A 21,106-nucleotide genomic window follows, 5' to 3' on the forward strand; every position below is an offset into this window, starting at 1 on the left:
TATTTAATTGACAATTTCTCCAAAAAGCGTCGCTGACGTACAATCTGTGATCTTCACAGTGACATAATCTCCAATATTTAAATTGCCTTTAGGTATAATTACCACCTTATTGGCTGAATTTTTTGCCTTCAATTGGTCTTTGGACCTTTTGGACAATCCTTCTACCAAAACCTCCTGTATTTGACCAACTTCTCTTTTGTGTCTTATAAGCGAAAGTTGACCTTGTTTATCGATGATTTCCTGCAACCTACGTTTTTTAACGGCTAGCGGAATATCATCTTTGTATTTCTTTTCTGCTAAGGTGCCAGGACGCTCAGAATAATAAAACATATAAGAGAAATCATATTGAACGATGTCCATCATGCTTAGGGTATCCTGATGTTCTTCTTCTGTCTCTGTACAGAATCCTGCGATCATGTCCGAAGAAATCCCGCAATCCTCACCCAGTATTTCACGGATCTTTTGAATTCGATTCAAGTACCATTCACGGTCATAAGTCCTGTTCATCATCTCCAGAATTCTGCTGTTACCACTTTGAACAGGTAAATGGATGTATTTACAGATATTGTCGTATTCTTTCATTGTTTCCAAGACCTTATCTGTAATGTCTTTGGGATGGGAAGTGGAAAATCGAATCCTAAGTTTAGGATCTACTTTAGCGACCATTTCCAGTAAATCTGAAAAATAGACCACTTCAGCTATTTCCGCCTCTTTTTTATTAAGCCGGGCTTTATTGTTTTCCTCAGGAGACCATTTATAGCTGTCCACATTTTGCCCCAATAAGGTTACTTCTCTATAGCCATGGTCAAATAGTTCTTTGGCTTCTTTGGTTATAGAATAAGGATCGCGACTTCTTTCCCTGCCCCTTGTAAATGGAACCACGCAAAAAGAGCACATATTGTCACAACCTCTCATTATGGAGATCATGGCACTTACTCCGTTAGAGTTTAGGCGTACCGGAGATATGTCCGCATAGGTTTCCTCCCGTGATAAAAATGTATTTACACCTTTATGGCCATCTTCTGCCTGCCCGACAAGGTTAGGTAGGTCCCGATATGCATCAGGTCCAACTACCAAATCCACAAGCTTTTCTTCCTCTAAAAGCTTTTCTTTTAATCGTTCTGCCATGCAGCCCAAGACACCGATCATTAATTCTGGTTTGGCTTTCTTGATTTGATTGAACTGACTTAGTCTTTTTCGTACAGTATTTTCAGCCTTTTCTCTAATAGAACAGGTGTTTAATAAAATTACATCCGCGTTATTGAAATCTGAAGTGGTATCAAATCCCGTTTCTTTCATGATGGAAGCGACAATCTCACTATCAGAAAAATTCATTTGGCAACCATAACTTTCGATGTACAATCGCTTTGTTTTGCCAGTATTTTCCTCAGCAGTCACCTTAAAATCACAGCTCTCTGCTTCCTCAACATTGATGATATCGATATCTTTTATAATATTTTCCATTGACTGACTATAATTTCAGATCGCAAATTTAGTAAAATACCGACATATTGACAGTAGTTCAGGCTATTATTCTGACATTAACTACATAAAATTTTGGATTCAAGGTAGAAACTTGAAAAGGACAATTATTTATGTAGTTTTTATGAGCAGTGTGGACAGTTAGACAATAGTTATTGATTATATCTATTATATTATAGAAACAATCAATTTTAACTATTGATCTAATGTGCCTATATTTATTGAATCAAAAGTTAAACAAAAACAAAAACATAAATCTAGCATCATGTCAGAAGAAAAAAAGCACAATAAACTAACCACCGCATCCGGAAGGATTTATGTGGAAAATGAGAATTCGAAGACGGTAGGACCTAGAGGTCCAATTCTTTTAGAAGATTATATTCTTCACGAAAAAATGGCTCATTTTAATAGAGAGAGAATTCCTGAAAGAATTGTTCATGCCAAGGGATCTGGGGCCTTTGGTACTTTCACCGTCACAGAAGACATTTCCCAATATACAAGGGCTAAAGTTTTTAATAAAATAGGAAAAAAAACCAAAGTCTTTCTTCGATTTTCCACTGTTGGGGGAGAAAAAGGATCGGCTGATACCGAAAGAGATCCAAGAGGATTTGCTATTAAATTTTACACCGAAGATGGAAATTGGGATTTGGTAGGAAACAATACCCCGGTATTTTTTATAAAGGACCCAAAAAAGTTCTCTGATTTCATTCATACCCAAAAAAGAGATCCATATACCAACTGCAAATCACCGACAATGGTTTGGGACTATTGGTCTTTGACACCTGAATCTTTGCATCAGGTATTGATCTTAATGAGTGATAGAGGTACACCTGTAGGGTTTCGGCATATGAATGGGTATGGATCGCATACTTTTTCAATGATCAATGCAAAGAATGAGAAAGTTTTTGTGAAGTATCATTTTAAGACAGCCCAAGGGATTAAAAATTTCACTGATGAGGAGGCTGCACAAATGAAATCTAAAGACCTGGATTTTGCACAGCGAGACCTTTTGGAAGCAATAGACAATGGAGATTTCCCTAAATGGAACATGAAGATTCAGGTAATGACTACGGATCAGGCCAAAAAAGTAGATTTCAATCCATTTGATTTGACCAAAGTTTGGCCACATTCTGAATTTCCCTTAGTGGACGTGGGGGTATTGGAATTGAACAAAAATCCTGACAATTATTTTCAAGACGTAGAACAATCCGCCTTTGCCCCTGCACACTTAGTGGATGGACTTGGTTATAGTCCAGATAAAATGCTTCAAGGTAGGTTGCTTTCTTATCCCGATGCGCATAGGTATAGATTGGGTGGGAATTATGAACAAATCCCTGTAAATAGATGTCCTTATGCTGTAAATAATTATGAAAGAGACGGAATGATGAGGGTAGACGGTAATGGAGGTAAAAAACCCAATTATTGGCCAAACAGTTTTGATGATATTGTAGTTGATAAGCAATATGAGGAACCATCCGAACAACTTGAAGATACAATTGCAGATTGGTATGACAGAAATAGTAAAGTTGGAGACAATGACCACTATTCTCAGCCAAGAGCTTTGTTTAGGGATGTAATGAGCAAAGAAGAGCAAGACAATACCATCAACAATACCATAGGAGCTATGAGCGGAATTTCAGGACCCAAAAGAGAAGTTATTATCAATCGCCAACTGTGTCACTGGTTTAGAATGGATGAAGAGTTTGGTATGCGTATAGCAAAAGGCCTGGGTGTAGATATTAATGCCGTCATGGCTTCATCAGCGGGATCCCATTAATAGAGTTGGTATAATAATTGATATTAGTTATAGTGCACTTATTGTAACAAATTTACACAGGAGTGGATGGTTCTTCCACTCCTTTTTTTAGTAAAAAACACAGCTTTGAAGCAAACCTTAGGTAAAAGAATTTTAAAAATAGGAGGATGGGTTTTACTCAGTCTTACCATACTGGTCCTTCTATTAATTCTATTCGTCCGAAGTCCTTTCGGTCAGAAAATTATCGTGAATAAGGTTACCAAATATGTAGCAGAAAAAACAAATACTAAAGTTAACATTGATAGGCTGTTTGTGACTTTTCGTGGGAACTTGTATTTAGAAGGGCTTTATCTGGAAGATACCAAAGGAGATACGCTAATTTACAGTCACCGACTAGAGACAGGTTTAGAACTAATTCCTTTCATAAGAAATAATCAGATCAGTATATCAAGGCTTGAATGGGAGGGACTTACTGCGAATATCAGTAGGGATAGTTTAGGGAATTTTAACTTCAATTATCTTATTGATGCCTTCTCTGGACAAGAGACAAGTTTAGACACAGCTTCGATTGATACGGCCTCCAATGTGGATAGTGGCTATCCTGATATCAGTGTGGGACCAATAGAATTAGAAAACTGGCACTTGAACTATTCAGATCAAATGTTAGAATTGGAAGGGAAACTTAGCCTTGGTAAGTTGTTGCTCCAAATTAATAGTTTGGATCTCAATAAAATGGATTTTCATGTTAACAAGTTTCAGTGGGAAAACTCTGCCATTTCTTACCATCAATCCAAAGCTTTTCCTCCAAGTGATGATTCTACCAGCAGTGAGACTCCTTTGCCACTACTTGTGCTGGAAGAGCTTTCATTAAAAAGTATAAATATCGACTACACTTCTTTGCCCGATGGCATGGACTTGCAATCTAGTTTAGGTGAATTATTGTTAGAAATGCCCGAAGCCAATCTTGAGAAGCAAAGGGTGTTAATAAAAACCTTTTCTCTTCATGATTCCTTTATTGATTATAAAAGCACACTAGACAACCTACAAAACAGTCCCGAAACTAAGGATTCAACAGCATTCTTTTCTTGGCCTCTATGGGAAGTGGAATTATCAAGCTTAAACCTGACCAACAACAAAATAAATTATCAGGTAAATGGTGATAATGGGTCATCTACTGGGTTCAACCCAAATAATATTGCATTAAAAAACTTTGATATAGAGGTCAATAATATGTTTTTAAAGCCTGAAAAGGCTGGGCTGACCCTAAATAAATTTGAGTTTGAGGAAAAATCTGGTTTCAGATTAGATAACTTTCAAGGGCGATTTGATTTAGATAATGAATCTTTTGACTTGGCCGATTTAACTATAGCCACGGGCAATAGCAGTTTGAAAGGAAAGTTAAAGCTGCAATACCCTAGTTTGGCTACTTTTATAGAAAATCCAGAAAGTTCATTTTTAGATTTGGCACTCAATTCCGTATATCTTGGTATTCAAGATGCCTATTATTTCTCTCCAGGGCTTAAAAATAATACTTATGTAAAGACATTTGCGAAGAATAAGCTTAACGCAACATTACTTGTCTCTGGAAAAATGGACAAGTTGAATTTAGAAAAGCTTTCTGCAAAATGGGGGAATTCTACGCGGATATCACTTTCTGGTTTCGTTTCCGAACCGCTTGTTACAGAGCGTGTATCGTGGAATGTAGAGGAGTTTAATTTTATTTCTAGTGAAAAGGACCTAAATCTCTTTGTTCCTGAAGACAGTCTAGGTTTTAATTACCCCAAGCAAGTTGACCTATCTTTAGCTACTATTGGGTCACTTAATGCGTTCAGTCTTGAGTCTTTCCTCAAGGCCTATGAAGGTTCCGTAAAAGTAGATGCTAAATTGACAGCTAAAGAAGGTGCTTATCACTATGATCTAAACACCAAGATAGAAGGAATGCCTTTGGGTGAAATATTGGGTGATTCGATAGCTTATGGTCCCTTGGATATGGAATTGTCCGCCAAAGGTAATGCAGGTCCTTTGGATAAAATAGACCTGCAATTAGCATCGGTCGTTACCAATTTAGGCTATAATGGTCACAACTATAAAGGACTAAAGTTGGACGCTGAAATTGTGATTGGGGATGGAGAAATTCATTTAATTCATAAAGACGAGTTTTTGGATCTGAAGATGTTGGCAGCGGTTTCCCTAGATACTGCCAACTATAATATAGCTATGGATTTGGATTTAAATGGAGCGGATTTGTATGGGCTTAACTTTACAGCGCAAAAAATTCGGACTAAATTTTCCATGGATGCTACTTTTTCGGGGGATTCAGAAAATTTTGAACTCCAATCCAAGTTGGTAGAGGGAACGGTAGTCTTGGAAGATCAAGCCTATCCAATGGGAGACATGAACTTGAACTTGAGAATTTTACCAGATTCAACAGGCTTGGATATTCAAAGCAATCTCTTGGTTGGTCAGTTACATTCCAATGTAAGCCCTATCGAAACGTATGAAGGAGTTTCCAGGCATTTTAATCGATACTTTCTTGATAGTGCAGCTCAAAACCTTTCTGAAATACAAAAGCCGGTCAATGTAGAAATGGATTTTACTATTCCGTCTACCTTGCTATTACAACAGGTGATATTGCCAGAACTGGAAAGGATGGAAGAGGGCTCGATTAGGATGGCTTTTGATGAAGGAAAATCTACCTTAAATGGTAGAATTAGTTTTCCCTACATTTCTTATGCTGGTTCTATAGTGGACAGTTTAGACCTTAATGTGGTAAGTGATTCTTCAGAATTTAACTTTGATTTTGGTATTATGGGGTTGTCATCAGGTCCTTTGGTAGTTGGACCTACCTATTTTACTGGTGAGGTTCTTGAAAATCTGCTCTATGTTAATTTTAATTCACTTCATGAGGACGAGGTGTTGGCTCATATTAATTTCGATCTAGGGATAAATAAAGATTCATTGCGTCTTCACATTTCTCCTGATAGTGTGGTTTTCAATAAGGTGAAATGGGATGTGCCGGAGGGTAATTCCTTTACTTTAGGAGAAGATTGGTTTGATTTTAAGGAATTTGAATTTTCAAGAGGCAAGCAACTTTTATCATTTAGTAATGAGCGGGACGAAAACGCCATTGACATTGCTTTTAATGATTTCAGGTTGAGGACATTTACCAGTTTGCTAAATCCTGAAGATATATTGGCTGCAGGCCTGGTAAATGGATCAATTAAAATTGAAAACCCATTTGAAGCCATGGGTTTACAAGCGGGGATTACGGTAAGGGACATGGAGTTGCTTGAAGTGCCTTTAGGTAATTTATCTTTGAACGCCACAGGCAATGACCAAAAGAATTATGATTTTGATTTAAAAGTAAAAGACAAAGGAATAAACTTGGATTTATTAGGTGAATTCACTGCCGATCCTTTGGGAGCGAGATTAAACCTAGTTCTTGACTTGAACAAATTTGAATTAAATATACTGGAGGGACTTTCTGATGGAGCAATTAGTGGAGGGCAAGGTTTCATCTCCGGGAATTTCAAGGTGGAGGGGAGTACTACCGATCCACGCTATGCCGGTAATCTGGCATTCAATGAGACTGAATTTACAATAGCAACCTTGAATTCAAGATTTGCTATTGCTGATGATGAAATTAAGGTAGATAACCAAGGAGTCTTTCTGGATCAAATAACTATAAAAGATGAACAAGGAAATAACTTTATTCTTGATGGAGAAATATTAACAGATGACTTTATTAATCCACAATTTGACCTTTCCCTGACTGCGGATAATTTTATGGTGTTGAATTCCACCAAAGAAGACAATGATTTGTTTTATGGAGATGCCATCATAGGGGCCAATGTGACGATCAAAGGCGATCTAAACTTACCAATTATAGATGCCAAGCTAAGGGTGGACAAGGGAACAAATATAAGTTTTGTAATTCCTGAAAGTCAGTTGGATATAGTAGAAAGAAATGGGGTGGTGGTATTCGTAAATCGCAAGGACCCAGAAGATATTTTAACAAAAAGACTGGAGGAAACCAGCAACACCGGATATACAGGCTACAAGGTGGCTGTGCTTTTGAATATTTCCCAAGAGGCAGTATTTAATATTGTCGTTGATGAGCGATCGGGGGACAACCTCTTGGTCGAAGGTGCTGCAGATCTTCGTCTTAATATGGATCCAAATGGAAGAGTTACACTTACTGGGATTTATGAGCTTTCCAAAGGACATTATGAACTGAGTTTGTATAATTTGGTAAGTAGGAAATTTGAAATTCAAAGTGGAAGTACCATAGCGTGGGCTGGAGATCCTATGGATGCCAATATGGACATTACGGCTATTTATCGCATCAAAACCTCTGCCGCTGATCTGATGACTGCAGCGGCAGCTGGAGGTTCACGGGAGACGATGACCAAATACCGACAGGAGTTGCCTTTTATTGTTTACCTTAATATAGACGGTGAATTACTTAGGCCTGAAATTTCCTTCAACATGGATATGCCCGAAGATCAAAGGGGTGCAATAGGTGGGGCAGTATATTCTCAAGTACAACAATTGAATAACCAGGAAGGTGAATTAAATCGTCAAGTTTTTTCACTATTGGTATTGAATAGATTTTTTCCAAGTGGGGAGAGTTCTGGGAGTGGGGGAACTACAGGCATGGCAAGGTCTAGTGTCAGTCAGTTACTTTCAGGGCAGCTAAATACTTTTACCAATAGTATTGTGGGAGATACAGGCTTGGAGTTGGATGTTGGGCTGGATAGTTTCGAGGATTACCAAGGGAGTTCTCCCGAGTCTAGAACACAACTTAATGTAAATGCGAGTAAGCGCTTTCTTGATGACCGTTTGGTTGTTCAGGTAGGGAGTCAGATAGATATTGAAGGAGGCTCATCTTCTTCTAGTTCTAGCAATTCTCTCTTGGGGAATGTAAGCGTGGAATATTTGCTTTCTGAGAATGGCCGTTACCGAATTAGAGGTTTTAGAAAAAATCAGTTTGAAAGTTTTATAGATGGTCAACTGGTTGTAACAGGGCTCTCAGTAATTTATAATAGGGAGTTTAATAAATTTGAGGATTTGTGGAAAGGGATAACAACTAAATTAAAGGAAAGAGACTCAGAAACAAAAGCAGGAGAGGAGAGAAATGAGAAGTAAAAAATACACATGTTCGCTCAAACCGTATTACAGCAGATTTAAAAAGACACTTGTATTCCTTGTGCCTGTTTGGATTTTAGTAGGGTGCAGTGTATCAAAATTTATTCCAGAAGACGAAAAGTTATATACGGGAGCTAACTTGGAAATCAATAGAGACTTTTCAGTCAAAGGGTTCAAGGAGGTAAATACTGAATTAGAAGGCTTGCTAAAACCAGAGCCCAATAGTAAAATTTTGGGCATGCGTATTGGCTTATGGAGTTATTATAAAGTTCAAAAGGAAAATCCGGGTTTCATTAACCGGTTTATCTATAAAAAAATCGGGGAGGAACCCGTTTATTTAAGCAGTGTTGAACTGGAAAAAACCCAGCAACTTATTTTAAATAGGCTGGATAATGGTGGATTCTTTTTTTCAGAGGTAAGTGCTCAGGTGGAACAAAAACCGAAAAAAGCAGCAATTAATTATTCTGTAGACTTGGCCCAACCGTATCAATTGGCCACCTATACTTACGACAAAGACAGTTTGCCAATTGACCGAAGCATAAGGAAATTGCTCGCTTCAACAGAAATTGCTGAAGGGGATTATTTTTCCTTGGAAATGATGAAGAAAGAAAGGATAAGGTTAGACGAAAGCCTTAAAAATGAAGGTTATTATAATTTCAACCCTGATTTTTTAATTTTTGAAGCAGACACAAATCAATACGATAATAAGAAATACGACCTTTTTCTTAGGCTTAAGCAAAATGCACCGGATAAAGGAATTGTCCCTTATCAAGTCAAAAACATTCGGGTTTATCCCAATTATTCATCTGATGAATATGGTGAGAAAACAGATACGACTAAAATTAAGAACATTGCATTTATTCAAAATGGTCTGTCTTTTAAACCTGAACTACTTCACCAATATATATTGATTGAAAAGGACAGCCTTTTCAATGCAAAGGATACCAAGCTTACCAGCAGTAGGTTAACAGGAATAGGGAATTATAGATTTGTTAATTTAAGATACACAGAGACAGACTCGACTCTTAGTGAGGGTAAAGGGGAATTGGATGCCAATATCTATCTAACTCCTCTGGATAAACGTTCCCTAAGAGCAGAACTGCAGGGGGTTTCCAAATCGAACAATTTCGCTGGTCCTGCCTTATTACTTAATTATAGAAATAGAAACCTGTTTTATGGAGGTGAAACCTTTAACCTTACGGCACAAATTGGCTATGAAAGTCAGATCGCCTCTGGACAAAGGGAAAGTTTAAGTGCTTTTGAAGTAGGTTTGAAGGGGGATTTAATTTTCCCCAGGGTTGTATTTCCAATTTCGATCAAAGAAAGATTTGCTTATTCAGTACCTAAAACAAAGATCAGTTTAGGGACAGAGTACCAAGATAGAAGAGGGTATTACAGATTAAACACAATTTCTGCTTCCTATGGTTATTTTTGGAATGCCAATCGTTTTGTATACCATGAGATCACACCTATAGCTTTGAACTTTGTGGACATGTCCAAGACCTCCAGCGAGTTTGAGGAAATATTAGACAATAATCCATTTTTAAGGCAAAGTTTTGAACATCAATTTATAGCTGGACTTACCTATAGTTTTGCCTTTAACAAGTTAATGGACAAGTATAGGGAGCATAGCATTTATTTCGGTGCCAATATCGACCTGGCAGGTGGAGGACTTCGGCTGGCCAATAAATTATTGAGTAGTGAGGATCAAAACACTTTTTTGGGTTTTAATTATGCCCAATACAATAAAGGAGATGTTGATTTTAGGTATTACTGGAGATTTACTGAAGAAAAGTTACTTGCTTTCCGCTTCTTTGGAGGGCTAGGACTGCCTTATGGTAACTCAGTGTCACTCCCATTTTCAAAACAGTTTTTCTCGGGAGGGCCCAATAGCATAAGGGCCTTTCGAATAAGGTCTCTCGGTCCGGGTTCATTTAAGCCTGATGACGAAACCACTGGCAATTATTTTGACCAAGCAGGTGACATTAGGCTCGAAGGAAATCTAGAATTCAGATTCCCCATTGTCTCTTACCTCAAAGGGGCAACATTTGTGGATGTAGGAAATGTTTGGTTGGTAAATGAAAATGAGGCCTTACCTGGAGGTAAGTTTGGTAGGGATTGGTACAGGGAATTGGCTGTTGGAGCTGGAATCGGCCTAAGGGTAGATATAGAATTCTTTGTGGTCAGGTTTGACCTAGCCGCTCCCCTTAGGAGTCCATACTTGCCTGAAGGGGAACGGTGGGCAAAAGAATTTAAAGTGCAGGATAGCGAATGGAGAAAGAATAATTTAATATTTAATTTTGCTATCGGTTACCCTTTTTAATGGTCTAAGTCAGAAATTTGCTTTGTTTTAATTAAGCTGTATAAATAGGCCAACATTGCAGGTGTGACAATGGAGAAGGTAATTAATTTCCCTAGTCCACTGGATTTTTTCATGGCAAGGGTAGAGGTAATTATGGCCAATGGAATTCCATATTTTAAGCCAAATTCCTGGTATTTTTTTTCAGTAGTCATGGTTCTCGTGTTTAGTTCATAAGATTATTGGCAATTTTAATGCCGAATTGAATTGTCATCACTTTTAGCATACAATTCAACCCGGATTATGTAATAGAATTTCTCCGCCCTGACAATGTCAGGGGTGAAGCCTGTCCCGTGTTTACGGGAAGTGGTGCAATCGCAAGAAAATCAGGCTGTTTGGAGATTTTACCATAGCACCGCTATGGTGAAATTGAAAACAGCAACGATTGGGTATTTTGAAGCGATTTCAGCACGTAATAGATTGTCTATTGCATATTTCGGGTTCAATAATCGATCTTAAGTTGTTCTCCCGAGGGCTTGTCTTGGTCTTTGGATGTGAGATTGGAGAGGCTGATACCTAATAACCTCACTGGTAAATTCAATGGTTCCTGGTCAACAAGCTCATTCACTATGTTTTCCATGCTTGTATTTGGGATTGGGCTCAATAGTGTTTTACTCCTTGTGTGTTGTGTAAAATCGTTGTATTTTATTTTGAGGGTTAGTGTTCTACCATTGGCTTTATTGCGTTCCAGCCTTCGGTAAAACTCAGGCAATAGCTTTTCTTTTATTGTGGCTTTTATATCAGAGGTAGGCATCAGGTCTTTTTCAAAGGTCTGTTCTACGCCTAAGGATTTCCGAATTCTGTTAGGTTTGACTTCACTTTCATGAATTCCCCTGACAATTTTATAATAATGAAGGCCTGATTTTCCAAATCTACTGGTAAGAAATGGTAAGGAATACTCTTTTAAATCGTGTCCATTGTAGATTCCTAAGGCATTCATTTTTTTAGCCATCACTTTTCCAATACCAAAAAATTTTTCAATTGGTAATTTCTCGAGAAATTCCACCGCTTTTTCGGGTGTAATAACTGCTTGTCCATTAGGTTTATTTAGGTCAGAGGCTATTTTGGCTAAAAATTTATTGTAAGAAATACCTGCAGAGGCATTCAATCCCGTTTCTTCTTTGATTTTTTGACGTATTTCCTTAGCGATTAAGGTGGCAGAAGGAAGGTTGAAATGATTGGTGGTTACATCCAGAAAAGCCTCATCCAGAGACAGGGGTTCTACTAGGTCGGTGTAGGTAAGGAATATTTTCCTGATCACCTGAGAGATTTCCTTATACCTATCGAATCTTGGTCGGACAAAGATTAAGTTGGGGCATTTTAGTGCTGCCAGTTTAGAGGACATTGCTGACCTTACGCCATATTTTCTGGCTTCATAACTGGCAGCAGCTACCACACCCCGTTCTTTGTTTCCCCCAACTGCTAGGGGTTTGTTTTTGTATTCAGGATGATCTAATTGTTCTACCGATGCGAAAAATGCATCCATGTCTACATGTATGATTTTCCGGTAGTTTTCCATGGTTTGTCTTATACAGTTCCTTGGGCATGCATGGCCCGGGCCACTTTTTCAAATGCTCCGATATTGGCGGCATTAAGATAATCTTGTTTTTCTAATTCATGTTTGCTAATGGTCTCTAGGCATTTTTCATGAATATCTTTCATGATGGTTCTCAATTGTTTCTCGAGATCGCTTTTAGTCCAGTAACGGCCCATTCTGTTTTGGGTCATTTCCAGTCCAGAAACGGCCACTCCACCAGCATTAGAAGCCTTACCAGGCCCGTACAATACCTTTGTTTTCTGTAAATAGCCGATCGCATCTGGTGTACATGGCATGTTAGCACCTTCAGCTAAAAGCATCAAACCATTTTGTTTAAGAAGCTTAGCGTCTTTTTCATTCAATTCATTCTGTGTAGCACATGGGAAGGCACAATCTGCAGGAATAGACCAAAGGTTTTTCTTTCCTACGGCAGTAAAGGTGGCTGATTCATAATGATCGGCAAAAGCAGAAATACTCTTTCTCTGTCCGTTTTTTACATTTTTTAAGTATTCTAACTTTTCTTCCGTCATGCCCTCAGGGTCATGGATAAATCCAGTAGAATCAGAAAACGCTACTACTTTGGCTCCTTCATGCAATAATTTTTCGATGGCAAATTGAGAAACATTACCAGCTCCAGATACCAAGCAAACTTTGCCATTTAAGTTTTCATCGATTTCTGTAAGCATGAAGTGAGCAAAATGAATAAGGCCATAACCAGTGGCTTCAGGTCTTAAATAGGAACCGCCCCAGTCTTTTCCTTTTCCAGTCAGTACTCCCTGGAATTCATTTTGAATTTTTTTATAGGTTCCGAAAAGGTAACCGATTTCTCTTTCACCTACGCCAATGTCACCAGCAGGAACATCAGTAAAATGACCAATATGGCGGTAGGCTTCCATCATCCATGCCTGGCAAAAACGCATTACCTCTCCATCAGATTTTCCTTTAGGGTTAAAATCAGCGCCCCCTTTTCCAGCGCCAAGAGGTAAGCCTGTTAAAGCATTTTTAAATACCTGCTCGAATGCTAAAAATTTAAGTATACTCTGGTTGACACTAGGGTGAAAACGCAAGCCTCCTTTATAAGGGCCCAATGCGCTGTTCATTTGTATCCTATAACCTTTATTGATTTGTACCTTCCCTTGGTCGTCTGTCCAGCAAACACGGAAAGAAATAATTCTTTCAGGTTCACAGATTCTTTCAAAAAGTTTGGCATCTATGTATAAATTATTGGCTTTAAGTACAGGGAGTATGCTCTCAAAAACTTCTTCTACTGCTTGGTGAAATTCTGCCTCGTTGGGATTTTTATCAGTTATGGATTGTAGGATGTTTTTCAGTGTCGACATTTAGTTTGGGTTATTAATAATTGAATATGAATTTTCTAAAGTTTTAATTATTGAAGAGGCTTTTAAAAGGCACTCTTGGTACTCATCCCGTGCATCAGCATCAATGGTAATGGCACTACCGACACCAAAATAAAAGGAATTTTTAGTTTTATCTATGATTAAGCTTCTAATAATTACACAAAAATCGAAATCTCCATTTTCATCGATGTATCCTATACTGCCTGAAAACCAAGATCTTTTAAAATTTTCGTAAGCCTCAATGATCTCCATGCACTTGATTTTTGGTGCCCCTGTCATGCTTCCCATTGGGAAGGTATTGGCCAGAATCTCTTCAAAACTTGTGTTTGGAGGTAATTGGCAGGTGATGGAAGAGATCATCTGGGTGATTTGCCTAAATGAATAAATCCCAAACAATTCTTTTACTGAAATTGAACCTGTTATGGCCATTCTGGCTAGGTCATTTCTCATTAAATCAACGATCATCAGGTTTTCTGCCCGCTCTTTCTCACTTTCTGATAAGTTTCTTCTTAACTTCTCATCCTCTTGGATACTATTGCCTCTTTTAGTCGTTCCTTTGATCGGCTGAGTTAGTAGTGTTTGCCCTTTCTTCTTCAGAAACCTTTCAGGTGAGGCACAGCAAAGATATAAATTTGCAGCCTTAAACAATGCACTAAAAGGCATTGGACTATTGGCGCATAAGTCTAGAAAGATGTCTATTGGCGCTATATGAGTAGCTTTACCATGAAAATCCATGCAGTAGTTCAGTTCATAGATATCTCCTGCGAGGATATGTTCCTGGATTTTGTTAAAGGTGTTTGTGTAACTTTCTTGATCATGCGAGCAATGTAAAATGCAGCTACCCTTACTTTCTGCAGTTGTAGCTATGTTGGTGTTTAAAATGCCTGTATGAACAACATTTGGGTTTTGGCATTGGATTGTCACCTCCTCAGAAGAAATATAAATGGTCAATTCAGGACTAAAGAATAAGCTGTCCGGACAGTTTATTTCAGACCTATTGTTGCTGTATAAATCCTCGTATTTATTTTTTTGGTCATAGCTTAAGATCCCTATTTTGGGCTTGCTAATAGGCAGTTGACTGATACTTTCCAAGTTTACCGCATGTGAACCAGCATAAAAAACATGCTCAAATCCTCCGGAAGGATAGTTGACCTCATTGGAAGTGAAATAACCAAAATAGCCAAAATTAAGATTGGCCCATTCCAACATTTGAGGAATCCAGTTTGAGGTTTTGTGTACGGTGAGCTTGTTTTCAAGGGATGACATTCCTGCAAAAATAGGTAAATGACATGAAAAAAGGGGGATATTTCTATCCCCCTTTTTAATAAAATTTTAATATTTTTTAAAATATTAAATTGATTTGATATCAAAACTCACACTTACAGAGTTGTAAATAAATTTATCTTTAGCCTTGTCTGTAGCTGTAGCTTCGTCTCCATAAGACAATCCCCAGTCTGTTCTGTCAATATTGAAACCTGCCTGAGCTGAAACTTTTCCATTAGCCATAGATACAGCAGCAGGAAATTTGATGTTCTTGGTTGTTCCTCTGATGGTTAGGTTACCACTTACCCAATGAGTAGGTGAAGCTGGTGCCAATTCAGATTCACTCTTTGGTGTGTTTTTAGTTTCAAATTGTTCTTGATCTTCTATGTTATCACCTGAAGAATAGGGAGAAACTTCTGTGATCACAAAAGTTGCCTCAGGATGATTTGCAGCATCGAAAAAATCATCTGACTGTAGGTGATTGGACAATTTACCGTGATTTTCGCTTCCCGCTTCCAAATCGTGAATTTCAAGTTTGGTAACATCAAAAGTGAACTCTCCAGAAGTAATTGCATCACCTTCTACAGAAATTTCACCTTTTGTAATAGGAATTATTCCATGGTGTTGACCTGTAGGCTTATAACCTCTCCAGTTTACTGTACTTGCATTGGTGTCCAATTGAAGCGTTTTACCACTTGCTTGTGCTTCTTCTTGCGCTTCAGTTGTTTCAACAGTATTACTGCTTTGTCCACATGAGAAAGTGAGTAAAGCTGCTGAAAGTAAAAAACCTGATAATTTAATTGTTTTCATAATAGTGTAGTGATTTAAATAAGTTAAGATTGGTTTCGAAATTATATGTATATACACTTAAACTAAATGTAAATTAAAAAGTTCAATAAATTTAAAATATTTTAAATAGGATTCAAGGACATTCCCTATTAATCCTAAATATTTCCTTGGCTTGGCTGTCTTATAATCTAATATTAAGAAAATCAGGTTGTTTGGATATTGGCAAAGTTGACCTAAAGGTGTAGATGAAATTGTGAGGTTTTTTTAATTTAGAAGTGATTTTATCACCTAAAAGTAGGTCTATTGCCTATTTCATGTTAAACTATGGTGGCTTTTTGCTTTGAAATTCGAAGAAGGTGTTGAAATTGCAACAAAATGATGGGATAATAGTAGTTGTAAAGTGGAGAACAGCTATGTCCTTTCTCTATTAAATCAAAAAGCTACTAGGAATGGCATTGGGTTAAACACTTTTCAACCTTTACAAAACGCACAATAGCTGCAATAAATAATAATAGGAATATGGCACTTGTAAAAAAAGTAAATGACAAATCTCCTCAATGGGGAAAGGACTGCTGGCTTGCAGACAATGCAACCCTTACCGGGGATGTAGTAATGGGCGATAACTGTACTGTGTGGTTTAATGCTGTAATCAGAGGAGACGTACATTATATTAAGATTGGAAACAATACCAATGTTCAAGATGGAGCGGTTATTCATTGCTCTTATCAAAAGTCCCCTGTAAATATTGGTTCAGAAGTTTCCATTGCTCACAATGCAATTGTTCACGGCTGTACTATAAAAGACCGGGTAATGATTGGTATGGGGGCCATAGTTATGGATGATGCGATCATAGGCGAAGGTGCAGTTATAGCCGCGGGAGCAGTGGTTCTCGCAGGCACCATAGTTGAAAACAATTCCATATATGCAGGAATTCCGGCCAAGAAAGTAAAGGATACTGGGAAAGAAATGGAAGCAACAATTATAAGAATAGCTTCCAATTACCCCAAATATGCAAGTTGGTATAAAGATGAATGATTTAGACCAGCTCATCGGGTCTGAATCTCATGGATTCTGGATAAGGAAAGGCGTGGATCAATTCACCCTTTCTAAGTTTCTCCTGAATGGCAGACCAATACCCGGGATCAAATAGTTCGGGATTGGATTGGATGAAATAGCTTTTCACATCCTGACGACCTATCATAAATCGTTTAAAATCTTCGGGAAACACGTCGTTTTCATTAATCTCATACCAGGGCTTGGAGGCGTAAATCTGATCATAGGTTTCAGGTTTTGGTTTGACGCGAAAGTTCATTTTATCTAGAAATTCAATTTCATCGTAATCATAAAAAATCACCCTGTTTTGACGAGTAACACCAAAGTTTTTTGTCATCATGTCACCTGGGAAGATATTTGCCTGAGCCATTTGTAAGATGGCTTTGGCATAATCATCAACAGCATGCTTAGCGGCTTCCAGGCTACATTCTTCTAAGTAGAGGTTCAATGGGCGAAGCCTACGTTCGATGTACATGTGTTTTATTACCAGTGTGTCTCCTTCTATAGACAAAAGGGAATTCACATTTGTTTTTAGTTCTTTCATTAAGGTAGGGTCAATTCGATCTAGCGGTAGTCTGAAATTTTCAAACTCATGGGTGTCCGCCATTCGCCCAACCCTGTCGTGTAGCCCCACCAATTTGTATTTTTCTTTAACCTGTTGTCTGGTCATGTTTTTGGGAGGTTCAAAATGATCCTTGATCAACTTAAAAACGATATTGTAGGAGGGAAGGGTAAACACAGTCATGACCATCCCTTTAATTCCTTCCGCTAGAACAAATTGATCGGTACTTTGAGCAAGATGATTGGTGAAATCCTTGTAAAAAGCTGTTTTTCCATGTTTATTAAAGCCAATTGCATTGTACAACTCATAAGGCCTTTTGTGCTGAATGACAGATTGAAGGAAGTTTACCGTTTGTGCTGGGATTGCTATAGGGGCCATGAAATAGGACCTAGTATAGCTGAAAATCCCACTCATGATGTTCGGATCAAAAATCAAAGTGTCAGCGAATACTCCCTTTTCATTGTGTAGAAAAGGTATAATAAATGGCATCCATTTATTGCCCATATAAGTCCGGCCAATTAAATAAGCTGCCTTGTTGCGATAGAAAACATCCCTTAGAACCTGGGTGGTCGTTTCCTTGGTAGCTTTATATCTACTAAGGATCACCTGTTTTACACTGTCTACTAAATGGTCAATGTCCTTATCTCTCTGGTAATAGGGAACCCCAAAATAAAAATCTTCAAGAATATTATCGAAAGCTTGGTGGAGGTCAATTTGAGCAGGGTAGTTTCGGAACAAGGATTCATCGATTTTCCCAGAATCGGTAGTTCCTTGTAAATTGTAAAACATCAATTTCTCATCAATTACCTTTCCAGGAAACACTTTTCTAAATACGGAATTGAAAAAAGTTCCTGCCAATTCCTTGTCCTCATTTGTTGATATAGCTTCCTGATAAGAACTGTGGAGCTTTTCCCAAACTGACCTGTCTCCATTTTTGTCCTTTAGTAATTCCTCACAGTCACAAACGATATCCCTGAGGTGGTCTTTGTATAAGCGCAACCTTTCCCTATGATTGGCATGAAGTTGTTTCCAATTCCTTTCTTTAAAATTACCAGGGATTCGTTGAGTGATTTGATTAAAATCACCAATATAGGCAGCATAACCATTTAAGATAGTTTTTACTATGCGGTTTATAAGTTCAGAATTCATAATGGCTATTCCCTTTTTTTATTGGCATTGTTTTGAGGTGGATATTAGGTTATTATTTTATTAGGACAAAATAAATAGCCTTTGGAATTGCAAATTTATTCCTTAATTTCGTTCGAGTTTATTCATTTCTGAATAAAACACAATAGGTTTAATAGGTTTGATAAGTAAAAAAGGCCTGAATATTATTCAGGCCTTTTTTTAATATATAAATACCAGGTATGGATTTTATTCAATTGGTTAATAAGCTGACAAAAGTTCTGGAAGGCCCCTTACCAGGCAGATCTGCTCAAGAGCGGATGGCTCCAATTCCTCTTGAAATGGAGCGTTTTGATAAGCAGCAGATTTTAAATGCTAGAAAAGGGGCTGTGTTAATGTTGTTTTGTCCTTCTGAGGATAATAAAAGCATTATTATTCCCTTTATTAAAAGAGCTACCTATGAAGGAGTGCACAGTGGACAAATCGCCTTGCCGGGAGGTAAAAAGGATTTGGGAGACACGGATTTGGGAGAAACAGCGCTGAGAGAGACGGAGGAAGAGATTGGAGTGCCTAGAAAGCATATTCAAATCCTTGGTAACTTATCCGACCTTTACATTCCCCCAAGTAATTTTTCTGTAAGGCCATATATTGGTTATTCCTCATTCCCTCCCGTATTTCAAATTGATGAAAGAGAAGTAGATCGACTTGTAATCTGTAAGTTTGATGAATTGACAGATGAGGCCATTGTAAAGAAAAAAGGAATGAATCTTGCAGGTGGAACGCAAATTCAGGCTCCTTATTATGAAATCAATAAAGAGGTGGTTTGGGGAGCTACGGCCATGATATTAAGTGAATTTTTAACTCTTTTGAAGAAAATCGAATAATTGTGGAAGGTGCATTGATAACAAACGACGCGGTAGTATTTGGACTTTTGATGGGAGTGCTTGGTTTTGTGTTTTACACTTCTGCCAGTGCGCATCCATTTTTTAAAGCAATGTATCGGATAGTACCGGTAGTGTTACTTTGTTATTTTATTCCCGCTTTGTTTAATACAACAGGATTGATTTCAGGTGCTGACTCTCAGCTTTATTTTGTGGCCTCCAGGTACCTATTGCCTACTTCTTTGGTTTTATTGACCTTAAGTATAGACCTTAAAAGCATATCCAGATTAGGACCAAAAGCTTTAATCATGTTTTTGACAGGGACATTCGGGATCATCATAGGAGGTCCAGTAGCCTTATATATCGTAGCACAATTTTACCCTGAAGTTTTGGGTGGGGTAGGTGCAGATGAAACATGGAGAGGACTTGCTACCATAGCTGGAAGTTGGATAGGTGGTAGTGCTAATCAAACGGCCATGTTGGAGCTTTTTGGAGCTAGTCCAACACTTTTCAGTCAGATGATAGCCGTAGATGTTATTGTCGCAAATCTTTGGATGGCATTTTTGTTGTACTGGGCAGGTAAGCCAGGTTTTTTTGATAGAATTCTAAAAGCCGACACCTCTGCCATTACCGCTCTTAAGGAAAAAGTGGAGGCCCATCAAAAAAGCAACCTTAAAATTCCCAGTTTACAAGACACCATGACCATCTTGGGTTTGGGGTTTTTTATCACGGGATGTTCCCACTTTTTTGGGGATTATTTGGGTGGGTTTATTGGAGAAAATTTCCCTGAACTAAAACCCTATTCTTTAGATTCTACTTTCTTTTGGTTGGTTATTCTTGCTACTACTGGTGGATTGCTGTTGTCCTTTACGCGCTGGCGAAAACTAGAAGGAGTAGGTGCATCCAGGATTGGTAGCGCATTGCTTTATGTTTTGGTTGCGACCATAGGTATGCAAATGGACTTAGGAGCTGTATTGGATAATCCTGTATTTTTTCTTGTTGGAATTATTTGGATGGCGTTTCATATTTTATTTATGCTTATGGTTGCCTTTATTATTAAAGCACCTTTTTTTTATGTAGCCATAGGTTCACAGGCAAATGTAGGCGGGGCTGCCTCTGCACCGATAGTAGCCTCAGCTTTTCATCCGGCACTAGCACCAGTTGGTGTATTACTGGCCGTCTTAGGATATGGTGTGGGTACCTATGGTGCTTATATTTGTGGTATATTACTGCAATTGGCATTTGGAGGCTAGAAGAAAGAAACGATGAAACCAAGAAGGAAATTTGTTTTTGTTTGTAATGGGAAGGACTGTAAGAAAAATGATGCGAAATCTTTCACTGAAGTCATAAAAAATACCATTAAAGAGGATGATTTCAGAGGTAATTTTAAACTGGTGAAGTCTAAATGTATGGATTGTTGTAAATCCGGACCAGTGGCTGTAATTGGTCATGAACTCATAAAGAAGGGAGACAAAGATAAATTATTACTTTTACTTAGAAGCAACCTCCATAAATAGTAATTGATCTGGCGTAACCAGTTTTCGGTTATTAGTAATAAAAACCCTATTTTTCCCACTATTAGGAGTTGGAATCATTTCAAATTTCATAGCCCTTCACTTTTGTATTATCTTGGCTTTTGAAGTATTGATTTTCTTATGGTTACAAATATTTATGTGAAATAAAAGAGGGATTCTGTAATCTTAATTCTGAGACACAGCCTTTTTTAGAAGCTATTTAAACTATATTTTTTGTTGATATCGCCGTAGCGATATAACATACCTGATTTTCAGATG

At 38.0% G+C, this 21,106-nt stretch carries 14 protein-coding genes; 7 read left to right on the forward strand and 7 right to left on the reverse strand.

Features of this window, described 5'->3' with window-relative positions:
- Positions 1-3: 3 nt before the first annotated feature.
- Positions 4-1,464, reverse strand: coding sequence for a tRNA (N6-isopentenyl adenosine(37)-C2)-methylthiotransferase MiaB (gene miaB / locus CA2015_RS14900; RefSeq protein ID WP_048642615.1), 1,461 nt, complete (start codon positions 1,462-1,464; stop codon positions 4-6).
- 283 nt (positions 1,465-1,747) lie between these two features.
- On the opposite strand from miaB, the gene CA2015_RS14905 reads away from it, so the two are divergent.
- From CA2015_RS14905 to tamL, 3 genes are all read left to right on the forward strand, one after another.
- The gene (locus tag CA2015_RS14905) at positions 1,748-3,259 is read left to right on the forward strand and encodes a catalase (RefSeq protein WP_048642616.1); all 1,512 of its coding nucleotides are present in this window, start codon (positions 1,748-1,750) and stop codon (positions 3,257-3,259) included.
- 105 nt (positions 3,260-3,364) lie between these two features.
- The gene (locus CA2015_RS14910) at positions 3,365-8,386 is read left to right on the forward strand and encodes a translocation/assembly module TamB domain-containing protein (protein ID WP_169786487.1); all 5,022 of its coding nucleotides are present in this window, start codon (positions 3,365-3,367) and stop codon (positions 8,384-8,386) included.
- Positions 8,376-10,709 carry a translocation and assembly module lipoprotein TamL gene (tamL, locus tag CA2015_RS14915; RefSeq protein WP_048642617.1) on the forward strand — a complete coding sequence of 778 codons (2,334 nt, stop codon included), beginning with the start codon at positions 8,376-8,378 and terminating at the stop codon, positions 10,707-10,709. The genes CA2015_RS14910 and tamL overlap by 11 nt, the downstream gene beginning before the upstream one ends.
- On the opposite strand, the gene CA2015_RS14920 is transcribed toward tamL, so the two are convergent.
- The 5 genes from CA2015_RS14920 to CA2015_RS14940 form a co-directional block, all read right to left on the reverse strand.
- Entirely contained in the window at positions 10,706-10,900 is a 195-nt protein-coding gene (locus CA2015_RS14920) for a hypothetical protein (RefSeq protein WP_048642618.1), read from the reverse strand. The two genes, tamL and CA2015_RS14920, sit on opposite strands and share 4 nt — an antisense overlap.
- Positions 10,901-11,187: 287 nt before the next feature.
- Positions 11,188-12,264 (reverse strand): DNA polymerase IV, encoded by a 1,077-nt coding sequence (dinB, locus tag CA2015_RS14925; protein ID WP_048642619.1) that lies wholly within the window; start codon positions 12,262-12,264, stop codon positions 11,188-11,190.
- 8 nt (positions 12,265-12,272) lie between these two features.
- Positions 12,273-13,622 carry an NADP-specific glutamate dehydrogenase gene (gdhA, locus tag CA2015_RS14930; RefSeq protein ID WP_048642620.1) on the reverse strand — a complete coding sequence of 450 codons (1,350 nt, stop codon included), beginning with the start codon at positions 13,620-13,622 and terminating at the stop codon, positions 12,273-12,275.
- Positions 13,623-14,906: a chorismate-binding protein gene (locus CA2015_RS14935; RefSeq protein ID WP_048642621.1), complete on the reverse strand. Its 1,284-nt coding sequence runs from the start codon at positions 14,904-14,906 to the stop codon at positions 13,623-13,625.
- Positions 14,907-14,990: 84 nt separating this feature from the next.
- Positions 14,991-15,713, reverse strand: a complete 723-nt coding sequence (locus CA2015_RS14940) for a YceI family protein (RefSeq protein ID WP_048642622.1) — start codon at positions 15,711-15,713, stop codon at positions 14,991-14,993.
- Positions 15,714-16,211: 498 nt separating this feature from the next.
- On the opposite strand from CA2015_RS14940, the gene CA2015_RS14945 reads away from it, so the two are divergent.
- A complete protein-coding gene (locus CA2015_RS14945) occupies positions 16,212-16,727 on the forward strand; it encodes a gamma carbonic anhydrase family protein (protein ID WP_048642623.1) in 516 nt (171 codons plus the stop codon).
- A 1-nt stretch (position 16,728) separates the two neighbouring features.
- On the opposite strand, the gene aceK is transcribed toward CA2015_RS14945, so the two are convergent.
- A complete protein-coding gene (gene aceK / locus CA2015_RS14950; RefSeq protein ID WP_048642624.1) occupies positions 16,729-18,456 on the reverse strand; it encodes a bifunctional isocitrate dehydrogenase kinase/phosphatase in 1,728 nt (575 codons plus the stop codon).
- A 218-nt stretch (positions 18,457-18,674) separates the two neighbouring features.
- Between aceK and CA2015_RS14955 the strand changes: the two genes are divergently transcribed.
- From CA2015_RS14955 to CA2015_RS14965, 3 genes are read left to right on the forward strand one after another with little or no spacing between them, the layout of a single operon-like run.
- On the forward strand, positions 18,675-19,316 hold the full coding sequence (locus tag CA2015_RS14955) for an NUDIX hydrolase (protein WP_048642625.1): 642 nt from the start codon (positions 18,675-18,677) through the stop codon (positions 19,314-19,316).
- Between the two features lie 50 nt (positions 19,317-19,366).
- Entirely contained in the window at positions 19,367-20,566 is a 1,200-nt protein-coding gene (locus CA2015_RS14960; RefSeq protein ID WP_048644549.1) for a DUF819 family protein, read from the forward strand.
- Between the two features lie 12 nt (positions 20,567-20,578).
- Entirely contained in the window at positions 20,579-20,830 is a 252-nt protein-coding gene (locus CA2015_RS14965; RefSeq protein ID WP_048642626.1) for a (2Fe-2S) ferredoxin domain-containing protein, read from the forward strand.
- Positions 20,831-21,106: the final 276 nt, after the last annotated feature.

The organism is Cyclobacterium amurskyense (assembly GCF_001050135.1).
GTDB classification, from domain to species: domain Bacteria; phylum Bacteroidota; class Bacteroidia; order Cytophagales; family Cyclobacteriaceae; genus Cyclobacterium; species Cyclobacterium amurskyense.

What these genes read in the sequence shown, in the direction of transcription:
- CA2015_RS14955 (WP_048642625.1), top strand. Translation starts at nt 18,675, where the DNA reads ATGGATTTTATTCAATTGGTTAATAAGCTGACAAAAGTTCTGGAAGGC.
- CA2015_RS14905 (WP_048642616.1), top strand. Translation starts at nt 1,748, where the DNA reads ATGTCAGAAGAAAAAAAGCACAATAAACTAACCACCGCATCCGGAAGG.
- dinB (WP_048642619.1), bottom strand. Translation starts at nt 12,264, where the DNA reads ATGGAAAACTACCGGAAAATCATACATGTAGACATGGATGCATTTTTC.
- aceK (WP_048642624.1), bottom strand. Translation starts at nt 18,456, where the DNA reads ATGAATTCTGAACTTATAAACCGCATAGTAAAAACTATCTTAAATGGT.
- CA2015_RS14960 (WP_048644549.1), top strand. Translation starts at nt 19,367, where the DNA reads ATGGGAGTGCTTGGTTTTGTGTTTTACACTTCTGCCAGTGCGCATCCA.
- CA2015_RS14940 (WP_048642622.1), bottom strand. Translation starts at nt 15,713, where the DNA reads ATGAAAACAATTAAATTATCAGGTTTTTTACTTTCAGCAGCTTTACTC.
- tamL (WP_048642617.1), top strand. Translation starts at nt 8,376, where the DNA reads ATGAGAAGTAAAAAATACACATGTTCGCTCAAACCGTATTACAGCAGA.
- miaB (WP_048642615.1), bottom strand. Translation starts at nt 1,464, where the DNA reads ATGGAAAATATTATAAAAGATATCGATATCATCAATGTTGAGGAAGCA.
- CA2015_RS14965 (WP_048642626.1), top strand. Translation starts at nt 20,579, where the DNA reads ATGAAACCAAGAAGGAAATTTGTTTTTGTTTGTAATGGGAAGGACTGT.
- CA2015_RS14945 (WP_048642623.1), top strand. Translation starts at nt 16,212, where the DNA reads ATGGCACTTGTAAAAAAAGTAAATGACAAATCTCCTCAATGGGGAAAG.
- CA2015_RS14920 (WP_048642618.1), bottom strand. Translation starts at nt 10,900, where the DNA reads ATGACTACTGAAAAAAAATACCAGGAATTTGGCTTAAAATATGGAATT.
- CA2015_RS14935 (WP_048642621.1), bottom strand. Translation starts at nt 14,906, where the DNA reads ATGTCATCCCTTGAAAACAAGCTCACCGTACACAAAACCTCAAACTGG.
- gdhA (WP_048642620.1), bottom strand. Translation starts at nt 13,622, where the DNA reads ATGTCGACACTGAAAAACATCCTACAATCCATAACTGATAAAAATCCC.